Source organism: Cobetia sp. 29-18-1 (genome assembly GCF_029846405.1).
Classification (GTDB): domain Bacteria; phylum Pseudomonadota; class Gammaproteobacteria; order Pseudomonadales; family Halomonadaceae; genus Cobetia; species Cobetia amphilecti.
The window spans coordinates 98,635-117,918 of record NZ_JARWKS010000009.1 but is presented as its reverse complement, the minus strand read 5'-3'; the positions used below and the strand labels follow the sequence as shown (position 1 = coordinate 117,918).

The following is a 19,284-nucleotide window of genomic DNA, read 5'->3' as shown; positions in this document are numbered from 1 at the left end:
CAAATAGTCAATACGTCCGTTTTACCTCACGCCCACTTGTCTTCCAGTGCCAGACTGGCAGTGTCAGGGGCATTTTTGAGGTTCTCCCTGTGTGTCAGTGGTTTATCATCTGCTTCTGACGTGGGACGTGGCGCTTCCGCCCAGTTTTTCGCCAACGCTCCCTCATCGGAACCGGCACCAAAGGACAAAAGCCGCATGAACAATCACAGCGCCGCCCGACTCGACCGCCTGCAGGCCATTCTGCGCGAAGGCAGCCCTCTGCAACTGAGCGACGCCGCACAGCTATGCGCCGTCTCGGAGATGACCATTCGTCGCGACGTGGCGCACAGCAACGGACTGCTGGAAATTCTGGGTGGCCGCCTGTTGCTGGTCGATTCATCCGCCGGCAGCGTCTATCGCCTGGATCGCGAGATCGACGCCAGCGCCCCGATCAAGCAAGCGCTGTGCCAGCAGCTGGCCAGTCATATCGAGGACGGCGACACCCTGTACGTGGATTGCGGCACCACGCTGGTCCATCTGGCGGCCGCCATCGACCGCCAGCAGACGCTGACCCTGGTGACCTGCGCCCTGAACGTGGCCAATGCAGTCGGCCATCTGCCCGGGGTGCGGCTAGTGATGCTGGGGGGGCTATTTCACCCGGCCACCCAGTCATTCACCGCCACCGACATGCCGGAGGCCATCCGCCGTCTCGGCATCAACAAGGCCTTTCTCTCGGCGGGCGGAGTGCATGCCGAGCGAGGCGTCAGCTGCTTCCATTTCCATGAGGTCGCGGCCAAGCAGGCCGCTCTGGAAAGCGCAATGCAGCGCTTCTTGATCGTCGATGCGCGCAAGTTCGAGATGGTGCGCCCCGCCTTCATCGCCCCGCTGAGTGACTTTGATGTGGTGATCAGCAATGCCAGCCCCGCCGCACGTGATTGTCTGGGGGCGCTGGAGGCAGAAATGGGCGTGACGGCCGAGCTTGTCGACTGCTGAGCCTATCGATTGCTTCACAGGAAGGAGTCAGGCCACTCGCAGCGCCAGACTACTGACAAACAGAAAACGCCGCACGATTGTGCGGCGTTTTCTGTTTGACCAGACAGTCAATGCACACTTTGCGTGCGCGGGGGCGTCACAGTGGCAGGTGGTGCTCGAGCATCGCCAAGGTGCCACTCAGCGCGCCACGATTGCGCTCCACGACCTGGCTGGCCGCCTGGCCTGCCATCTGCTGCGCGGCCTGATCCGAGAGCAAAGTATTCACCGCCTCCGCCAATGCCGCGTCATCCGCGATGACCTGAAGCGCGCCTTCCGCGGTCATCACCTCGGCAATCTCGCTGAAGTTGTCCAGCGATGGGCCACTCAGCAGTGGCAGCCCCAACGCAGCGGGCTCGAGCAGGTTGTGCCCGCCGATGGGCACCAGACTGCCGCCGATGAAGGCGATATCACTGGCCGCATACAGCGTCAGCAATTCCCCGAGACTGTCACCGACCAGCACCGATGCGGCGTCAGCCACCTCGGTGCCGCTTTCTGACATGGCACTGCGCCGCAGGCTGCTCTCGCCGCGCGCCTGACACCACTGCGCCGCCTGAGCGGCCACTGCCTCGAAGCGTTGTGGATGGCGTGGCACCAACAGCAGCAAGGCCTGAGGGTGCTGGTCACGTACCGCGGCATGCGCCGCGAGTATCTGGCCATCCTCGCCGTCATGCGTCGAGGCGGCGATCCATACCGGCCGCTGCGCGAATGATTGGCGCAGCGCCTGGCCATCGGCAATGACCTGTTCAGCAATCTCCAGTTCGAACTTGAGCGAGCCGACGGCCGTGCCACGCGCTGGCGGCAGGCCAAGCGCCATGAAACGCTCCAGATCCTGCTGCGACTTGGCCGACAGACCATTGACGTGAGCAAGACTGTCGCGCATCAGGGCGCCGATCCTGCGATAGCGCTGGAAGGCGCGCGGTGACAGGCGGCCATTGATGACACACAGCGCAATGTCATCCCGCGCGCAGGCGGCCATCAGATTGGGCCACAGCTCGGTTTCCACCATGATCGCCAGCGCCGGACGCAGCCGACGAACAAAGCGCCGCGCGCTCAGCGGAAAATCCAGCGGCAGATAATGATGACGGGCTGCGGCAAGCTCGGGCGAGCCCTGCGGCGTATGCAGCAGACGTGCAGCCTGTGCAGCGCCGGTGGCTGTCATGGTCGTCAGCACCAGCGGGCGCCGTGGGTAGCGCTGACGCAGTGCCTCGACAAGACTCGCCACCATCACCACCTCGCCCAGCGAGGCGGCGTGCAGCCAGATGGGGCGCTCACTGTCGGGCGTGGTGTTCGGCGTGGAGGGGATGATACCCAGCCGCTCCATCCGCGGGTGCTGGGCATCGTGCTCGCGCCAGACCCGCTGCCAGATGAGGGGCGACAGCAGGGTCAGCGCGGTGCTGTAGAGGCCGCGGGCAAGGCTCACGCCTAGTCCTCGCGATCGAGAATGGTGGCGATCATCGCGGTGGTGGACACGCCGTCCTCGAAACCGAGCACGCGGACTTCACCGCCATTGGCGATCACTGCCTCTCCCCCGGCGATTTCTTCGGGACGATAGTCGCCGCCCTTGACCAGCACATCCGGCAACACGGCCTCGATCAGGCGTGCCGGGGTGTCCTCGCTGAAGGGCACCACCCAGGCGACTGCACCGAGGCCCGCCAGCACCTGCATGCGGCGCAGCACCGGGTTGATCGGGCGTGTCGGCCCCTTGAGGCGTGCCACCGAGTCGTCGTCATTGACGGCCACGATCAGGCGGTCGCCGTGGCGTGCCGCTTCCTGCAGGTAGGCCACGTGACCGGCGTGCAGGATGTCGAAGCAGCCATTGGTCATCACCACACGCTCGCCGCGTGCCTGGGCGGCCTTCACTGCCGGGATGAGCGCGGACTCCTGGATCACGCCGAATTCTGCCAGCTTGTCGCCGTGCAGCGCGGTGTAGAGCTCCGCCACCGACAGGGTCGCGGTACCCGGCTTGGCGACCACCAGACCCGCGGCCAGGTTGGCCAGCATCACGGCTTCCGGGAAGGCGTGACCGGCCGCCAGCGCCAGGCCCAGCACGCCGATCACCGTATCGCCGGCACCGGTGACGTCGTAGACCTCACGCGCATGCGTCGGCAGGTGCAGCGGCTGATAGCCCTCGCGGATCAGGGTCATACCCTTCTCGCTGCGCGTCACCAGCAGGGCTTCCAGCTCGAGCTCGGCACGCAGTGCCTCGCCCTTCTCGGCCAGTTCCTCATCGCTGCGGCACGGCCCGACGATGGTCTCGAATTCGGTCAGGTTGGGGGTGATGATGCTGGCGCCGCGATAGCGCGAGAAATCACTGCCCTTGGGGTCGACCAGCACACGCTTGCCCGCCGCACGCGCAGCGGCGATCAGCGCCTCGACCTGATTCAGCGAGCCCTTGCCGTAGTCGGAGAGAATCATCACGCCACTGGCGCCCAGCTCAGCCTCGACCTGGCTCACCAGCGCGCTGGTATCCACCTCGTGCAGCGGCTCCTCGAAATCGAGGCGCAGCAGCTGCTGATTGCGGCTCATCACGCGCAGCTTGGTGATGGTCGGCACGCTGTCACTGGCCTGGAAGCGCGTGATGACATTGGCGTTTTCCAGCGCGCGGGTAAGGATGGCGGCGTTGTCATCCTCACCGACCACGCCCGCGAGGGTGGCGTGTGCGCCGAGCGAGGCGATGTTGAGCGCGACGTTGGCGGCACCGCCGGGGCGGTCTTCGCTCTCGCCGACTCGTACCACCGGTACCGGCGCTTCCGGCGAGATGCGTGAGGTGCCACCGTGCCAGTAGCGGTCGAGCATCACATCACCCACGACCAGCAGGCGAGCCTGTTCAAGCGCAGTCAGATCAAGCTTCATCAGGCGTCTCCGCGTGCAGAGGGGGATTGGGAAGAAGAGGTATCCGTAGAGGAGACAGCCGCGACCGGCAGACGTTCGCAGCTCTGGCCGCGAATGACGCCATCGGTGTCCGCCAGCAACTCAGCGAGGCGCGCGATGACATCCTCGGCGCGAATCAGGCTCATGGCGTCCTGATGGCGCACGCGCTGACCCCAGTTGATCTCGTCCATCTGCTTGTGAAGATAGGTCTTCACGGCGTCCGGATAGCGATTGACCACCAGATGCTGCCAGCAGTACGGTGCCGCGCGCTCGGGATTGGTGGTGGCGTACAGACCGATCACCGGCGTGTTGAGCGCATTGCCCATGTGCACCGGGCCGGAATCCGGCGCGATCACCGCCACGGCGCGATCGATCATCGCCAGCAGGCCCTTGAGCGAGGTGCCACCGATGGCATCGATGACCGCGCCTTCGCTGACCAGCGCCTTGATGCGCGCGCCCATTTCACGTTCCTGCGGGCTGCCGCCACCGGTCATCACGCTGCGGATGCCATATTGCTGCCAGGCATGATCGACGACCGCCGCATAGCCTTCCGGCGACCAGTTGCGGAAGTTGCGCAGTCGCGGATTGGCACACGGACTGATGATCAGATACGGCGCCTCACCGGTGACGCGTGCGGCTTCGGTGTAAGCCTCGGGCGGCACATCGAGGCGCCAGTCGAGGCGGCAGTCCTCGACACCCAGCGTACGCGCGAAGTCCATGAACGACTCCAGCACGTGGGCGCGCTCTCGCGGGGCCAGCTGATGGGAGGTAAAGAGGTACTGCCAGTCCTTGGCACGCGCACGGTCGTAACCGATGCGCACCTTGGCCTTGAGGCCCAGCGACAGCGCACTGGCACGCAGTGCCTGCTGCATGTGCAGCAGCACATCGAAGTGCGTGTCCTTGAGCTGTCGCCAGATGGCGCGCATGCCCGCAAGACCGGTGGACTTGTCATAGACCACGAACTCGACCCCGGTCAGGCCGGACAGTAGACTGTGCTCCCCCTTGCCGACGATCCAGGTAATGCGGGCCTCAGGCCACTGACGCTGCAAGGCGCGTACCGTTGGCACAAGATTGCAGACATCGCCGAGAGCGGAGAGCCGGAGCACGCAGATATGTGCGGGCTGGGCAGGGAGAGGATGCTTCATGCGGATGGCAGTTTTCCGAAATGAGAATGCCCACATTCTATATGATGGCGAAACAGCGCCACAAATGACGCCGGACTGGTTCATGCCATCGTTCTGGCGTGAACACGACGCCGTGACCGGCGAAGCGCCGGGGCGCGGGGCGAGTCTGTTCCTCGATGTCCGTCGTTTGCCCGCCGAACTGCAACCCGCCAATACCACCGCGACACCGGCTCGCCGCTGGGCACTGCGCCCCTATCGTCGCGGCGGCCTGATCGCGAAGCTCGCCAGTCAGCGCTACCTCTACACCGGCCTTGAGCGCACCCGTGCCTTCGCTGAACTGCGCCTGACGGAGCGTCTGTATCGCCAGGGGCTGCCGGTGCCAGAGCCCGTCGGTGCCTGCGTGTGGCGGCATGGCCTGACCTACGAGGCCGCCCTGATCACGGTGCTGATTCCCGGCGCACGCGCCTTCGCCGATGACCTGATCGCCCTCGAAGCACAGCACCTGCATGACGGGGCCGAGCTGCCCGAAGCCCTGCTTCGCCTGCTCGACGCGACAGGTCACGCCATCCGCGCCGTGCATGACGCCGGGCTCGAGCATGTCGACCTCAACGCACGCAACCTGCTGATCGATGAAAGCGAACGCGTCTACGTGATCGATCTCGATCGCTGCCAGCTGCATGCCGAGGCTCCCACGGATGCACGCTGGCGCGAGAGCAATCTCTCCCGCCTGGGCCGTTCGTTGGCCCGCTTCACCCCGACACATCATGCGGCGTGCCTGACCCGCATCCGCAGCGCCTATCACGGGTAGGCGCCCGCTCCGTTCCACTCTTTGCTGACGCTCCGTTCAACTCTATTACTGACAAAGTGGTCATCCGGCGCGCAAAACAAGATATCATGCTAACAATATATTATGCATGATAACTATCTTGCCGCTCCCCACGCTTGATGGGTTATCGCGCTTTTTCCTATCCGCCGGATATGACCGATGACCGCAAAGACCCCTGACTCGCCTGCGCCCGCCAACGCCCGACCTCGTGATAGCCGCCGCCGCTATCTTCGCGACAGCGCCACCTTCTCTCTCGCCATCCTGGTGTTGATCTGGCTGGTCGCGACCCGCTATCTGCCCTTTACCCCACTCCCGCAAGGAGTGAGTGCCGCCAGCCTGAGCGGTTGGGCCTACCTGGCCACCACCTGGCTGGGTCACTACGGACTGCTTGCCCAGCTACTGTGGCTGCCACTTGGCCTGCTCGGCATGATATTGCCCGCGCGCAGCGCTCGCCGCTGGCTGTGGCTCCCTGCGGGCATTCTGGCCGGCAGTGCATTGAGCGCACTGATCATCGACAGCCTCGTCTATGCCCAGTACCGCTTCCATCTCAACGGCTTCATGCTGTCGATGTTCCTCAATGACAGCAACGGTGAAATCTTCGAGTTCGATGCCACGACCTGGTTACTGGGAGCCTGCACCCTGCTCGGCTTGATCGCGCTCTGCTGCGGGCTGGCTTATCGACTGAGTGGACCTGCGGCAGTCAAGCGCGCTCACCGTTTGCCGACAGGCAAGCTGCACGCCTTGCTGTTCCTCATGCTGCTGGCAAGCCACATCCAGCACATCGTGTCGGATGCCCATCACAACCTGCAGGTGACACGCGAAGCGCCCGCCTTCCCGCTGCTGTTCCCCGCCACAGCGCGCGACTTCATGGAAGACCACGGGTGGCTGGATGCCCGGACTGCAGAAGCGGCCAAGGTGCATATCCAGAATTTCGGGGCGGGTTCGCTGGCCTATCCTGCCGTACCGCTTGAACAGGATGACGATGTCATCACCAGCAGAGGTGTCGACGGCCAGCCTGCAAACATCCTGTTTCTGGTGATCGACTCCTGGCGCGCCGATAGCTTCACTGCCGAGGCGATGCCCCACTTGCACGCCGCCCTGGCGGATGGTCTGCACTTCCCGGATCACATCTCCGGCGGCAACAGCACCCGCACCGGTTTCTTCAGCCTGCTATCCGGCCTGACCGCCAATTACGTCACCCCGATGGAGAATGACGGCCTGGGCAGCGTGCTGGTCAATCAGGCACTGCAGCGCCAGTGGCCGCTGGGGCTATTCTCCTCGGCAAGCTTCAATGGTGTCGGCCTGGACCGCAGCCTCTTCCCGAAAGTGCCAGATCTGCGCTTGCGCACCCTGGGCGATAGCCCCGCCATGCGGGACCGCGTGATGACGACCGACTGGCTCGCCTGGCAGGCCCAGCGCCGCCAGACAGCGCTGCAGCAGGACGCTCATGCGCTGAAACCGTGGCTGGGCGTGCTGTTCTACGATGCTCCGCATGGATACTCGCTACCCAGAGGCGCCAGTACTCCCTTCCAGCCCAGCGCCACCGGCATGGACTATCTGACACTGGGTCCCAACACCGACCCGATGCCTGTGCGCAACCTGTATCTGAACTCGCTGTATCATCTGGACAGGCAATTGGCGCGCGTGATTCAGGACCTGAAAGAGCACGGCGAGTGGGACAATACGGTGCTGGTCGTCACCGGTGACCATGCTCAGGAGTTCAATGACAGCGGCAAGAATTTCTGGGGACACAATGGCAACTTCACTCGCTACCAGACCCAGGTACCGCTGATTCTGCGCGGCCCCGGCATTCCTGCCGGCCACTATGGAAGCCAGCTGCCCCTGCCGCCCGTCACCGCGCATTATGATGTCGTCCCGACACTGCTACGCCATGTGATGGGCATCAGCAATCCCCCCAGCGACTACAGCATGGGCCATGACCTGCTGCGCACTCTCGACCATCAACCAGAGGTCGACAACGAATGGGTGCTCTCCGGTAGCTATCAGGACTTCGGTATCATTCAGCGCGATCGCATCTACGCACTGGAAGGCACCGGCGGCTATGCAGTGTACGATGGCGACATGAATCGTCGGCAGGCGCTCGGCGAAGGCGCCAACCCCGTCATGAAAGTGATGGAGGCCATGCGCCGCTTCTACGCGAACTGAGCCTGCCACTGAGTCCCATCGGCGCCTGCCCCACCCCGTCGTGCTGCAGGCGCTCTTCAGACAGAGACCGTCATGAACACGAGCGACGAGGCCTCGGCCGCCCCTTCACCCGATGGCAAGCTGCGCACCGCGGTGCCCATCACCGGCTGTGTCATCACCCTCAATGAAGCCCACAACATCGAGGACTGCCTGCGCTCGCTGGCCCAGGTCTGCGATGAGCTGATCGTGGTCGATTCCGGCTCCACCGATGCCACCTGCGAGCTGGCGCGCAACATGGGCGCCGTGGTGATCGATCAACCCTACCTGGGCGACGGGCCGCAGAAGAATGTCGGGCCGAGCCATGCCAGCCACCGCTGGGTGCTGTCTCTGGATGCCGATGAGCGCCTGACCGACGGTGCCGTCAGCGCCATCCGGGAACTGGCACTCGACAGCACGCCCCATGATGGCTTCGCGCTACGCCGTCGCAACTTCATCGGCTCGCGCTGGGTGCGACATGCCGGCTGGTATCCCGATTACTGCCTGCGCCTGTATGACCGCGAGAAACTCGCCTTCCGCGATTCGCGTCAGCACAGCTCGGTGCAGGCCAACCATCCCTGCGAGCTGGACGCCGATCTCGAGCATTACAGCTTCGCCAATCTCGGTGAACTGTTCGTCAAGGCCAGTGGCCGTTTCTCGAACCGCGCCGCCAAGATCATGTATCAGAAGGGAAAACGCGCCAACGCCTTCACTCCCTTCCTGCATGCCAGCAATGCCTTCATGCGCAAGTTCGTCTTCCAGGCTGGCTTCCGTGATGGCGTCGATGGCTTCTCGGTGGCGCTGTCGGCCAGCGTCAATGCCTACCTGAAATACGCCAAGCTGCTGGAATTCCAACGCGACGCCAAGGTGCGTGAGGCCGAAGATTTCAACAAGGTATGGTGACCATGACCTCTAGCTGTGAGCCGACTGCCGCGCGAGGTGTGACGCGCCCGCTTCACGTACGCCATGTCAATCTGGCACGCGGCTTTCGCGGCGGGGAGCGCCAGACGCTCAACCTGATCGCGGACCTGGCGCGACGCGCAAGCCCGGGGGAGAACGGCGAAGCCGGCGCGCCGATCCGCCAGTCACTGGTGTGCCTGCGGGGCTCGCCCTTGATCAGCGAACTGGCGGCACTCGAGCTTGCCATCACGGTGGAAGTGATCGAGATCAGCGGACGCTTCAAGGGCCATCTCGGCCAGCCCCGCGCCGATATCGTGCATGCTCACGAAGCCAAGGCCGTGCACTGGGCATGGCTGCATCAGCGCCTCACCGGCACGCCTTACCTGCTGACACGCCGGGTGCCCCAGCCGGTGAAGGACAAGCCGTTCAATCGCCTGACCTATCGCGCGGCCGCCTGCCGGGTGGCGATTTCGTCGGTGATCGAATCTCACCTGCGGGAGCGCCAATGGGGCGAGACAGCGTTGATCCCCAGCACCCTCGCCCACCTGCCCAGCGACAAGCAAGCCGTGGCCGAGCTACGCCAGCGCTTCGGCAATACTCCCGCAGGGGATCGCATCGTCATCGGGCATGTCGGCGCCCTGGTGGACCGACACAAGGGCCAGCGAGTGCTGATCGAGGCGGCCCGCAGGCTGCGCGACAGCCACCCGCAGCTGCTGTTCGTCTGCCTGGGGGCCGGCGAGGACGAAGCGGCCTTCAAGGCGGAAAGTGCCGATCTCGACAATCTGGTCTGGGAAGGCTTCCACACCAATGTCGGCGACTATCTGGAAGCCTTCGATCTGTTCGCCTTCCCGTCGCGCAACGAAGGTCTCGGCTCGATTCTGCTCGACGTGATGGATCACGGCGTCCCGATCATCGCAAGCGATGTGGATGGCATCCCCGATATCGTGCATGACGACAGCACCGGCGTGCTGGTGCCCACCGGCGATGCACAGGCACTGGCTGCCACCATCGTGGCACTCGTCGCTGATGCACCACGTCGGGAGCGGCTGGTCGCGGGGGCGCGGGCGCATCTGGCACGCTTCACTCCCAGCGCCATGGGCGAGGCCTATCTGGGGCTTTATCAGCGGCTGGCACGCTAGTCCGCTTTCCTCTCGGACGCTTATCGCCCCAGTACTTGGCCCACAAGCACCTATCGTCCAGGTACCTATCGCTCGGCTAAAGAACGAAAAAAGCCCTGTTTCATGTGAAACATCACAATGAAACAGGGCTTTTTTCGTTTTCCAAACAGCAGGTCAGCGACTCAGGCGCGCGAACCAGCGTCCTCCAGGCCGCGCAGATCCGGCCAGCCCTCGTCCACACCCAGCACGGGATAGGCCCGGGGATCCAGCGGGCCTGGTTCGCTTTCGGGGCGACACTCACGCAGCGCAGACTGCAGCCGCTGCAGGGCCTCATCGCCTTCGGCACCAGCGGTCACCCTGTCCCAGAACTCCCGATGTACCGCCTTGATGACGACGGGCACGCTGGGCACACCGACCTGTTGCGCCATGGCCAGACGATGCAGACCACGGTTGATCTTGAGCAGGCGACCCTCACGCGTCACCGCGACGCCCATCTCGTCCTTGGTGACCCCCTGACGAAAGCCATTGCTGGCCATGTCCTGCAGATAACCGCGATAACAGCGCAGATAGCCGAGAATCTGCTCCTCACTATCCATCAACAGCCCATCACGCGGTGACGACCACGGCTTGCCCGCTTCCAGCAAGGCCTTCAAGTGCTGATAGCGCTCCGTCACCGTCAGGTCATCGCCATGCTCGATCAGGTCCCGCATCAGACGCGAGCGTGATCCGAAGCGGAAGGCGCCGCGCCGCAGGTCCCAGTCGCCATCCCAGATGAAGGCGTTGGAGGATGGCCGGTTGCGCTTGTCACGCCCGAAATTGACGTCGCGCACCAACTCACGCGGATTGACCCAGACCGTCAACGCCTCCTGCCCCATCATGTCTTCCAGCGCATGACGCGGCAGACCACGGCGCTCAAGGGACTGGTGGCGTGCACGCTGGCGCTTCCAGCGCATCATCCAGCAACGACTGAACGGCAGTATCAGGTGGTGCTCGCACCAGGCACGCAGCGCCTCGATCCGCTGAGCACGCTGCATGGCCCCGCGCATGCGCGGGTGGATCAGATCATCCGTCGTACGGTTTCTCGGCAGGTTCACCGCGCATCCTCATCCAGCGAGATCGCCGTCAACAATCGCTCGGGAGCAATATGGTTCAGACAATTGGTATGCCCCAGCGGGCAGACGCGCTTGAAGCAGGGTGAGCACTCCAGCGCCAGCCAGTGGATCTCGCGATTGGCCGTCAGCGGCGGCGTGTAATGCGGCGACGAGGAGCCGTAGATGCCCTGGATACGGGCCCCTACCGCGGCCGCCACATGCATCAGGCCGGAGTCATTGCTGACCACTTCCCGACACTCGGCGATCAGGTCCACCGCATCCGCTAGCCGCGTCTTGCCACACAGGTTGTGAACGCCCGCAAGCCCCTGGGCGATCTCCTCCCCCGCCGCGACATCCTTGGGGCCACCGAAGATGCGCACCTCGGCCCCCTGGTGAGTCAATGACTCGGCAAGCGCGCGAAAGTGCGCCAGCGGCCACTGCTTGGCCGGGCCATATTCCGCCCCGGGCATCATGCCGATGATGGGCGCCGGCGGCGCCACCAATCCCAACTCGCCGCGCAAGCGCAGCTGATTGGCGCTGTCAGTGACCAGAGCGGGCTCCGGGATGCCCACCGGCGGATTGGCCTCCTCAACGGGCAGGCCCAGCGACGTGAAGCGCTTGACGGTCTGATCGAGCACCGACTTGTCGAGCTTGCGGCACTCGGTGAGCAGGCCATAGCGCTGTTCACCGGTGAAGCCGACCCGCACCGGAATGCGCGCGAAGAACGGCACCAGCGCTGCCTTCCACGAGCGCGGCAACACGATGGCGCGGTCGAAGCGCCCACGCAGCGAACGCCCGAGCTGCCAGCGCGCCTTGAGGGCGAAATCACCATGCCCCGCCGGCAACGCCAGTGCCTCCTCGACCTCGGGCATGCGCTCGATGATCGGCTGCGACCAGGCGGGCGCCAGCACACTGATCCGGCAGCCGGGCGAGCGCTGCTTCAGCGTCATGAACAGGCTCTGCGCCATCACCATGTCGCCGACCCAGCTGGGCCCGACCACCAGAATGCGCTCACTCATGCCTTGCTCCTCTTCACGGCCAATCCTCCTTGCAGGTGCGCTTGCCCTGCCCCATCGCCCTTGCGAGGCAGGCGCTCACCCTCAATCTACACGCGCTCAATCCACACGTGCTCGGTCCACACGTGCTCGGACTCAGCGATTCAGCCATTCGAGATAGGCGCGCGTGCCCTGGGCAACGGTCTTGAATTCGACGTTGCAGCCGGCCTTGCGCAGCTTGCCGATATCGGCACGCGTGAAGCTCTGGTAGCGGCCCTTGAGGTTTTCCGGGAAGTCGATGTACTCGATCTCGCCCTTCTCGTAGTACTCGATGACGGTCTCGGCGATCGCCTTGAACGGCTCGGCGCGACCGGTACCCAGATTGAAGATACCGGAGGCTTCCGGGTGATCGAGGAACCACAGGTTCACGTCGACCACATCACCGACATAGACGAAGTCACGGCTCTGCATGCCGGCATCGTAGCCATCGTAGGCGCCGAACAGCTTGGGGTTCTCGCCCGCCTTCACCTGGGTGTGATGGTGATAGGCAACGCTGGCCATCTTGCCCTTGTGCTGCTCACGCGGGCCGTAGACATTGAAATAGCGGAAGCCGACGACCTGGGTGGTCAGGCTGTCCCAGCGCTGACGCACGTGCTGATCGAACAGCAGCTTGGAGTAGCCGTAGACGTTGAGCGGACCTTCGAACTCCGGCGTTTCCTTGAAGACCTGGCTGTCGCCGTAGGTCGCCGCGGAGCTCGCGTAGAGGAAGGGAATCTGGTTCGCTTCGCAGAAGTTGAGCAGCACCTTGGAGTACTCGAAGTTGTTCTCGAGCATGAACTGGCCGTCCCACTCGGTGGTGTCCGAGCAGGCGCCTTCGTGGAAGATCGCCTCGATCTTCGGCAACTCGGCATACTCGCCCATCAGGCTCGACTGGACGCGAATCAGGAAGTCGTCCTTGTCGAGGTAATCGGCGATGGTCAGGTCCGCCAGATTGACGAACTTGGTGCCGTCACTCAGGTCATCCACCACCAGGATATCGGTACGGCCGCGGTCATTGAGTGCCTTGACGATATTGGCACCGATGAAGCCGGCGCCTCCGGTAACGACGATCATTTGAGCTCCCAGAGCCTCTAGAGGCTTGTAGGCAACGCGCGCGTTCAGTAACGCGACACATCAGAATTTGGAAATGGCACGCACTCGGTTTCGTCTGCGGCCTATAACCCGATAAGCGGGGATTGTATACTCGGCAGTTCTCGAATTCATGGGCCAACGGGCTTCACCAATGACACAGCCAGACGTGAAAACCTTCCAGGGCCTGATTCTGGCCCTGCAGCAATACTGGGCCGAACAGGGTTGCATCATCCTGCAACCATTGGATATGGAGGTTGGCGCGGGGACTTTCCACCCGGCGACCTTCCTGCGCTCCATCGGTCCTGAAACCTGGAACGCTGCCTACGTGCAGCCTTCCCGCCGTCCCACCGACGGCCGCTACGGCGAAAACCCCAATCGCCTGCAGCACTATTATCAGTTCCAGGTGGTGATGAAGCCGTCACCGGCCAACCTGCAGGAGCTCTATCTGGGCTCGCTGGAGCGTCTGGGCATCGACCCGCTGGTCCACGACATCCGTTTCGTCGAGGACAACTGGGAATCTCCGACGCTGGGCGCCTGGGGCCTCGGCTGGGAAATGTGGCTCAACGGCATGGAAGTGACCCAGTTCACCTACTTCCAGCAGGCAGGTGGCATCGAATGCTTCCCGGTCACCGGCGAGCTGACCTACGGCCTCGAGCGCATCGCGATGTACCTGCAGGACGTGGACAGCGTCTACGACCTGATCTGGACCACCGCGCCGGACGGCTCCGTCGTGACCTATGGCGACGTCTTCCTGCAGAACGAGAAGGAGCAGTCGGCCTACAACTTCGAGCACGCTGCCGTGCCGGAGCTGTTCGCTGCCTTCGATCACTGCGAGAGCGAGTGCCAGAAGCTGCTGACCGCCAACCTGCCGCTGCCGGCCTACGAGCAGGTCCTGAAGGCATCACATACCTTCAACCTGCTGGATGCGCGTCACGCCATCTCCGTCACCGAGCGTCAGCGCTACATCCTGCGCGTGCGCACTCTCGCCCGTGATGTGGCCCACGCCTATTACGATTCGCGCAAGGCCGCCGGCTTCCCGCTGGCCCCGCAGGCGCTGCGTGATGAGCTGCTCGCCGCCGATGACACCACTACCGAGGGAGACGCGTAAGCATGGCCTCCGTGAATACCCTACTGATCGAACTGGGCTGCGAAGAACTGCCGCCGGGCGCCATCGACGCACTCGCTGACAGCCTCGCCAACGGCCTCGCCGATGGCCTGCGCGACGCCGAAGTCGCCTTCGGTCAGGTACGTGCCTACGCCACACCGCGTCGTCTGGCGGTGATGATCGAATCCCTGGCCGAGCGTCAGCCGGACCGCGAGATCGAGAAGCGCGGGCCGGCCAAGGCCGCCGCCTTCAAGGATGGCGAACCGACCCGTGCGGTGCAGGGCTTCGCCCGCTCCTGTGGTGTCGAAGTCAGTGACCTGATCGAGCTGGAAACCGACAAGGGCACCTGGCTCGGCTATCGTCACACCCAGCCGGGCGAGCATCTCTCCGCCCTGCTGCCGGCCATGCTGGAGCAGGTCGTGGCTCGCCTGCCGGTGCCGAAGAACATGCGCTGGGGTGCCTCACGCATCGAGTTCTCGCGTCCGGTGCATTGGCTGGTCGCGCTCTACGGCAGCGAAGTGATCGAGGCCAGCGTGCTCGGCCTCGACTCCGGTCGCACCACCTTCGGCCACCGCTTCCATGCGCCGCAGGCCATCACGCTGGCGCACGCCGAGGACTACCTCGACGCGCTGGAAGATGCCCGCGTGCTGGCCAACCGTGAGGTGCGCCGTGAGCGTATCCGCGAACAGGTCCAGGCCGAGGCGGAAGTCTATGGTGCCAACGCCGTCATCGAGGAAGCCCTGCTCAACGAGGTCAACGGCCTCGTGGAATGGCCGGTGGCACTGACGGGCACCTTCGACGAGCGCTTCCTGGAAGTGCCGGCGGAGTGTCTGATCTCCTCCATGAAGGCCAACCAGAAGTACTTCCACCTGCTGGACAACGACGGCAAGCTCAAGCCGGCCTTCATCACCGTCTCCAATATCGAGAGCAAGGACCCGCAACAGGTCATCTCCGGTAACGAGAAGGTGATTCGTCCGCGTCTGGGCGATGCCGCCTTCTTCTACGAGACCGACCTGCGCAGCACGCTGGAATCGCGTCGCGAGAAGCTCGAGAGCGTCGTCTTCCAGCAGAAGCTGGGCAGCATGGCCGAGAAGGCCCGTCGCAGCGAAGCCGTGGCACGCCATATCGCGGAACGCATCGGTGCCGATGTCGACCACGCCGCACGTGCCGCACAGCTGGCCAAGACCGACCTGGTCACCGAGATGGTGCTGGAGTTCCCGGAACTGCAGGGCATCATGGGCCACTACTACGCCCGTCACGATGGCGAAGATGCCACCGTCGCTCTCGCGCTGGAAGAACAGTATCTGCCGCGCTTCGCCGGCGATGCGATCCCCACGACCAAGGCCGGCATGGCGATTGCCCTGGCCGACCGTCTCGACACCCTGACCGGCATCTTCGGCATCGGTCAGCGTCCGACCGGCGCCAAGGACCCGTTCGCACTGCGTCGCGCCACCATCGGGGTGCTCAACATCCTGATCAAGGGTGAGCTGGACCTCGACCTGCGCGAGCTGCTGACCGTCAGCGCCGAGCAGCATCGTGATCTGCCCAAGGCCGAAGGACTGGTCGAGGACGTGCTCGAGTACATGCTCGATCGCTTCCGCGCCTGGGCTAGCGATGAAGGCATGGGTGCCGAGCTGTATCTGGCCGTGCGTACCTTGAAGATCAGCAACCCGCTGGACTTCGCGCGTCGTCTGCGTGCCGTGCACGCCTTCGGCGAACGCCCGGAAGCCGCTGCCCTGGCTGCAGCCAACAAGCGCGTCTCCAACATTCTCGCCAAGGCCGAGCACGATGGTCGCACCGAGGTGGATGCGAGCCTGTTGAGCGAGCCGGCCGAGCAGGCACTGGCAGACGCCCTGACGGCACGTGGCGCGGAAGTGGCACCGCTGTTCGCCGCGGCGCGCTACCAGGAGGCCCTCGATGCACTGGCCAGCCTGCGCGAGCCGGTCGATGCCTTCTTCGATCAGGTGATGGTCAACGCCGACGATGCCGCCGTGCGCGCCAATCGTCTGGCGATGCTGGCCAGTCTGCAAGGCCTGTTCATGGGTGTGGCCGACATCAGTCTGCTGACCCAATAAGAACTGTCGATCCACGCTGTCCCTGACATCGGTAACTCGCAGTCTCTGCAAAAGAACCCCGCCACGGCGGGGTTCTTTTGCATCCGGGGTCCCGAAATGCCGTGTTGCGTGACAGGATTTCACGCAACACGGCAGCGATGTCACAATTTCTGCCTTGATCCCCTACCTAGGTCGCACTAGTATTCCAGTATAGAAACAGTGTTCGAAAAGCGCGGCAGCCTGTCGCACCACGCACTTCGACCACTCGGCGCCATTTGCCCATCCCCACGTGCGAGCGTCATCTTGTGACTCGGCTCACAATTTTCCAGGCAAAGCGGCGACCCCTGACAAGCAGCCCGGCTGACGCCCCTGACTGCCCTGAAGTGAAGAGTTGACCATGCAAAAACTGATCGTGCTCGACCGTGATGGTGTCATCAATGAAGACTCCGATGCCTTCGTCAAGAACGCCGAGGAGTGGATCGAATACCCCACTTCCATCCAGGCCATCGCCCGTCTGACCCGCGCTGGCTATACCGTGGCCGTGGCGACCAATCAGTCCGGCATCGCCCGTGGCCATTTCGGCCACCGCGAACTCGACCAGATGCACACCAAGATGATGCAACTGGTGAAGGAAGCCGGTGGCGATATCGCTCACATTGCCTACTGCCCGCATGGCCCGGACGACGGCTGCGATTGCCGCAAGCCGGAACCCGGTCTGCTCCATCAGATCCAGGATGCCCTGCAGATTCCCGACTTCGAAGGGGCCTGGATGCTGGGCGACAGCCTGCGTGACCTCATCGCGGGCCAGAAGGCCGGCTGTCGCGCCGCGCTGGTGATGACCGGCAAGGGCCAGAAGACGCTGGCAGATGGCGAGGGGCTCAAGGACGTGCTGGTAGTGGCCAACCTGGCCGACTTCACCAACCGCCTGCTCGATGGTGAGCTCAATCACCCTATATCGGATGGTGAGCCGGGAAAGTCCCAGCGCCGCTGCGTCAGCTGTGAAGCCGCTGCCGAAAGCTATCTGTGAGGCGCGTCTGCCCGGCGATAACCCTGCGCACGGCGCGCTTGCCTCTCTAATCAGTAGCGGCGATATGCTACCCTTCAGACATGAATCCGGGCGGGCGACTGCCTGCCTGTCTCACTTCCTCATGCTGGAGGCTTCACATGCCACTGCTGGATAGTTTCACTGTCGATCACACCATCATGAAGGCGCCTGCCGTGCGCGTGGCCAAGAAGATGGGCACCCCGAAAGGCGACAACATCACCGTCTTCGACCTGCGCTTCTGCGTGCCGAATGAAGAGATTCTCTCCGAGAAAGGCATTCACACCCTCGAGCACCTGTTCGCCGGCTTCATGCGCGAGCACCTCAACGGTGATGACGTCGAGATCATCGATATCTCACCGATGGGTTGCCGTACCGGTTTCTACATGAGCCTGATCGGTGAACCGGAAGAAGCTCGCGTTGCCGCTGCCTGGTCTGCTGCCATGCAGGACGTGCTCAACGTGGCGCGTCAGGAAGAGATCCCGGAGCTCAACGTCTATCAGTGCGGCACCGCACAGATGCACTCTCTGGAAGAAGCCAAGCAGATCGCCAGCAACATCCTGTCCCGCGATATCGGCGTCAACCGCAATGACGAGCTGAAGCTGGATGAAGGCTTCCTCAATCAGGCGCACTGAGCCTTGAGGCAGCAAGCCTTGAGACATCGAGCCTTGAGGCACCGGGCTTGATCAGCCTGTCGAGTGCGCCGAGCACTTGAACGAAAAAGCCCGCTATCTGACCGGATCAGATAGCGGGCTTTTTTCATGACGTGACATCCGAGCGAGTGTAGCCAATGCCAGATTCCAGCAGCCATGCCTTTGATTTCACGACCTTCCTGGCAGACAAGGAAGCGTGGTCAGCGCCGAATGAACTCGTCCCCTACCGCTGCCGCGATGACAGCAGCCTGGGCTGTCGCCATTATCCCGCAGCAGGCATGTCAGGGAGCCGCTCACACCTCATCCTGCTGCATGGCTCCAGCGCTGACAGCCGTTATCTCGCATCGCTGGCAACGCGCCTGGCTGAAGCTGGTCATCATGTGCATACGCCGGACTTGCGCGGCCACGGCCCAGCCCCGCAGCGACGTGGCGACATCGACCACCTGCTTCAGCTCGAGGAAGATCTCGAGGACCTGATCCTGTCGCTCGAGCTACCAGCCGATGCCAGAGTCATTGTCGCTGGCCACTCTGCCGGAGGCGGCCTGGCACTGCGCTTCTCGGCCGCTGTCTGTCAGCGCCAGCGTGCCAACATTCCGCTGCACGGCGCCATACTGCTGGCACCGTACCTGCATCATCTCGCGCCCAACATGCGACGTGATTCACGCTGGGCACAGCCACGCATCGCGCGAATGCTGGCCTGCGCGCTGCTGAATCGGCTCGGCATCCATCGCCTGGATCATATTGAGGTCCTTGGCTTCAATATCCCGCCAGAGTACCGCGATGCACATACCACCGACGCCTACTCGTGGCGCTTGATGACGGGCCTCAATCCTCGCGGCTATCAAAGTGACCTCAAGGCGCTCGCCCATCATCAGCTGCCAGTGCTGGCGCTGATCGGCGAGCATGACGAGGCGTTTCATGCCGAGCGCCTTGCTCAATGTCTGCAACCCCACCACCCCGCGGCGCAGGTGGAAGTCCTCGAGACAATTGATCACCTGGGGCTTGCGACGTCCTTCATCACGGCAGAGCGAATCACCGCCTGGCTGGCCGAGCAACGCACCGGCTGAGACGACACCCTCGGCCGTGACCGAGCCCTACTCCTCGCTGTTATCCTTGCCCCTGGTTACGGCAACACTCACATGCAAAAACGGCCCCTGATCGAAGATCAGGGGCCGTTTTTCT

At 63.7% G+C, this 19,284-nt stretch carries 16 protein-coding genes; 10 read left to right on the top strand and 6 right to left on the bottom strand.

All coding sequences use genetic code 11. The features are described from left to right. Positions 1 to 195: 195 nt before the first annotated feature. Entirely contained in the window at positions 196 to 972 is a 777-nt protein-coding gene (locus tag QD208_RS09200; protein WP_054556386.1) for a DeoR/GlpR family DNA-binding transcription regulator, read from the top strand. 136 nt (positions 973 to 1,108) lie between these two features. Here QD208_RS09200 and waaA read toward each other — a convergent pair whose 3' ends face one another. From waaA to QD208_RS09185, 3 genes are read right to left on the bottom strand one after another with little or no spacing between them, the layout of a single operon-like run. Next, a complete protein-coding gene (gene waaA, locus QD208_RS09195; protein ID WP_279836564.1) occupies positions 1,109 to 2,431 on the bottom strand; it encodes a lipid IV(A) 3-deoxy-D-manno-octulosonic acid transferase in 1,323 nt (440 codons plus the stop codon). 2 nt (positions 2,432 to 2,433) lie between these two features. Beyond that, complete coding sequence (gene hldE, locus QD208_RS09190; RefSeq protein ID WP_043331637.1) at positions 2,434 to 3,864, bottom strand: bifunctional D-glycero-beta-D-manno-heptose-7-phosphate kinase/D-glycero-beta-D-manno-heptose 1-phosphate adenylyltransferase HldE; 1,431 nt, start codon at positions 3,862 to 3,864, stop codon at positions 2,434 to 2,436. Next, positions 3,864 to 5,027, bottom strand: a complete 1,164-nt coding sequence (locus QD208_RS09185; RefSeq protein WP_153635005.1) for a glycosyltransferase family 9 protein — start codon at positions 5,025 to 5,027, stop codon at positions 3,864 to 3,866. The genes hldE and QD208_RS09185 overlap by 1 nt, the downstream gene beginning before the upstream one ends. Between QD208_RS09185 and QD208_RS09180 the strand changes: the two genes are divergently transcribed. The 4 genes from QD208_RS09180 (at position 5,026) to QD208_RS09165 (ending at position 10,052) form a co-directional block, all read left to right on the top strand. Continuing rightward, complete coding sequence (locus QD208_RS09180) at positions 5,026 to 5,814, top strand: 3-deoxy-D-manno-octulosonic acid kinase (protein WP_279836562.1); 789 nt, start codon at positions 5,026 to 5,028, stop codon at positions 5,812 to 5,814. The genes QD208_RS09185 and QD208_RS09180 overlap by 2 nt on opposite strands. Before the next feature lie 177 nt (positions 5,815 to 5,991). Then, positions 5,992 to 7,998: a DUF3413 domain-containing protein gene (locus QD208_RS09175; RefSeq protein ID WP_279836561.1), complete on the top strand. Its 2,007-nt coding sequence runs from the start codon at positions 5,992 to 5,994 to the stop codon at positions 7,996 to 7,998. Between the two features lie 72 nt (positions 7,999 to 8,070). Next, on the top strand, positions 8,071 to 8,916 hold the full coding sequence (locus QD208_RS09170) for a glycosyltransferase family 2 protein (RefSeq protein ID WP_082388690.1): 846 nt from the start codon (positions 8,071 to 8,073) through the stop codon (positions 8,914 to 8,916). A gap of 2 nt (positions 8,917 to 8,918) precedes the next feature. Continuing rightward, a complete protein-coding gene (locus QD208_RS09165) occupies positions 8,919 to 10,052 on the top strand; it encodes a glycosyltransferase family 4 protein (RefSeq protein WP_279836558.1) in 1,134 nt (377 codons plus the stop codon). A gap of 161 nt (positions 10,053 to 10,213) precedes the next feature. On the opposite strand, the gene QD208_RS09160 is transcribed toward QD208_RS09165, so the two are convergent. The 3 genes from QD208_RS09160 to rfaD all read right to left on the bottom strand — a co-directional run bounded on the left by QD208_RS09160 (position 10,214) and on the right by rfaD (position 13,230). Continuing rightward, entirely contained in the window at positions 10,214 to 11,125 is a 912-nt protein-coding gene (locus QD208_RS09160; protein ID WP_279836557.1) for a hypothetical protein, read from the bottom strand. Beyond that, the gene (gene waaF, locus QD208_RS09155) at positions 11,122 to 12,141 is read right to left on the bottom strand and encodes a lipopolysaccharide heptosyltransferase II (RefSeq protein ID WP_279836555.1); all 1,020 of its coding nucleotides are present in this window, start codon (positions 12,139 to 12,141) and stop codon (positions 11,122 to 11,124) included. Before waaF ends, QD208_RS09160 begins: the two co-directional genes overlap by 4 nt. A 132-nt stretch (positions 12,142 to 12,273) precedes the next feature. Continuing rightward, positions 12,274 to 13,230 carry an ADP-glyceromanno-heptose 6-epimerase gene (gene rfaD / locus QD208_RS09150; protein ID WP_054556380.1) on the bottom strand — a complete coding sequence of 319 codons (957 nt, stop codon included), beginning with the start codon at positions 13,228 to 13,230 and terminating at the stop codon, positions 12,274 to 12,276. A 169-nt stretch (positions 13,231 to 13,399) separates the two neighbouring features. On the opposite strand from rfaD, the gene glyQ reads away from it, so the two are divergent. From glyQ to QD208_RS09125, 5 genes are all read left to right on the top strand, one after another. After that, positions 13,400 to 14,356 carry a glycine--tRNA ligase subunit alpha gene (gene glyQ / locus QD208_RS09145; protein ID WP_107335756.1) on the top strand — a complete coding sequence of 319 codons (957 nt, stop codon included), beginning with the start codon at positions 13,400 to 13,402 and terminating at the stop codon, positions 14,354 to 14,356. Positions 14,357 to 14,358: 2 nt separating this feature from the next. Beyond that, positions 14,359 to 16,428 carry a glycine--tRNA ligase subunit beta gene (gene glyS, locus QD208_RS09140; protein WP_279836552.1) on the top strand — a complete coding sequence of 690 codons (2,070 nt, stop codon included), beginning with the start codon at positions 14,359 to 14,361 and terminating at the stop codon, positions 16,426 to 16,428. 376 nt (positions 16,429 to 16,804) lie between these two features. Further along, positions 16,805 to 17,434: a D-glycero-beta-D-manno-heptose 1,7-bisphosphate 7-phosphatase gene (gene gmhB / locus QD208_RS09135; protein ID WP_064503225.1), complete on the top strand. Its 630-nt coding sequence runs from the start codon at positions 16,805 to 16,807 to the stop codon at positions 17,432 to 17,434. A gap of 137 nt (positions 17,435 to 17,571) precedes the next feature. Beyond that, entirely contained in the window at positions 17,572 to 18,084 is a 513-nt protein-coding gene (gene luxS / locus QD208_RS09130) for an S-ribosylhomocysteine lyase (protein ID WP_043331647.1), read from the top strand. Between the two features lie 155 nt (positions 18,085 to 18,239). After that, on the top strand, positions 18,240 to 19,169 hold the full coding sequence (locus QD208_RS09125) for an alpha/beta fold hydrolase (RefSeq protein ID WP_279836551.1): 930 nt from the start codon (positions 18,240 to 18,242) through the stop codon (positions 19,167 to 19,169). The last annotated feature ends 115 nt before the right edge of the window (positions 19,170 to 19,284 follow it).